Annotated in this window: 2 protein-coding genes; both read left to right on the plus strand. The window is 30.4% G+C overall.

Features of this window, described 5'->3' with window-relative positions:
* Positions 1 to 172: 172 nt before the first annotated feature.
* Complete coding sequence (gene xerA / locus KPL38_RS19295; RefSeq protein ID WP_216290750.1) at positions 173 to 1,030, plus strand: site-specific tyrosine recombinase/integron integrase; 858 nt, start codon at positions 173 to 175, stop codon at positions 1,028 to 1,030.
* Positions 1,023 to 1,223, plus strand: a 201-nt coding sequence (locus KPL38_RS19300) for a transposase zinc-binding domain-containing protein (protein WP_216290751.1), incomplete at its 3' end; no start/stop codon positions are given. The genes xerA and KPL38_RS19300, both read left to right, overlap by 8 nt.

The raw sequence follows: 1,223 nt of genomic DNA on the forward strand, positions 1-1,223 counted from the left end.
AAAGAACTAAACCGCTAAAGACGGTGGTAGACGAGTGCTAATCACTTTAATTTTTCTTTTTTCTTAAATCAAATAAAAAAATAGCATCTTAAATAAGATACTACTTTATTATAATTCACACTTCCTATAAACTTTTATTGTTGAAATAAAAAATAAGGGAGTGTTATTATTAATGTCGGAATTAAGAGAAAAAATGAAAATGGATATGGAACTAAAGGGATATAGCCCAAATACCATAAAACGCTATATTGGTCACGTTAGTAGTTTTTCTAAATTTTGCAATAAAGCACCAGAACTTTTAAAAGAAAAAGACATACGTGAGTATCTACATTATTGTATCATGGAAAAAAAGTTAAGTGAAGGTAGTGTTAATTATATTAATTCAGGTCTTAAATTTTTTTATACTATAACACTTAATAGATATTGGAATATGGACAAAATTTTTAGGATTAAAGAACCAAAAAAATTACCATCCGTTTTGTCTCCAGAGGAAGTTAAGTCCATCTTTGATGTTACTGATAACCTTAAGCATAGGACAATTCTTATGACGGTCTACTCCGCAGGATTAAGAGTTAGTGAGGTCTGTAATCTAAAAATAACAGATATTGATAGTAAAAACATGCAAATATTAATTAGAGAGGGCAAAGGTAAAAAAGATAGATATTCATTATTGTCAAAAGTAAATCTAGAAATTCTCAGAGACTATTGGCTAAGATATCATCCTACGGAATATTTGTTTTCTGGGAATGGTCGTACAGATTCTATAAGTCCACGTAGTGTTCAAAAGATGCTCGAGAAATCTATAAAAAAAACTAAAATTACCAAGCATGTAACTGTCCATACTTTGCGCCATAGCTTTGCAACCCATTTATTGGAAAATGGTACTGATATTTGTTATATTCAAAGACTTTTAGGGCATACCCGAATAACTACCACCACTATCTATTTACATCTTAGGAGAATGGACTTATTAAATATAAATAGTCCTTTAGATATACTCTTAGATAAAAAAGATGAACAAGATGATTGAGATTCAAGATATATTCAATCAATATGGTGATGAATATAGAAGAAATCACCAGCTTCCGCTGCATATTTTAAAAACTATGATAGATATTGAAGCTTGTAGAACAGCAGAGCTTGGTGGTCATGTAGACGAATGTGATGAATGTGGTCATGTTAGGGTTTCTTATAATTCTTGCCGAAACAGACATTGTCCTAAA

It is taken from the genome of Clostridium psychrophilum, from assembly GCF_018861705.1.
GTDB lineage: Bacteria > Bacillota > Clostridia > Clostridiales > Clostridiaceae > Clostridium_AD > Clostridium_AD psychrophilum.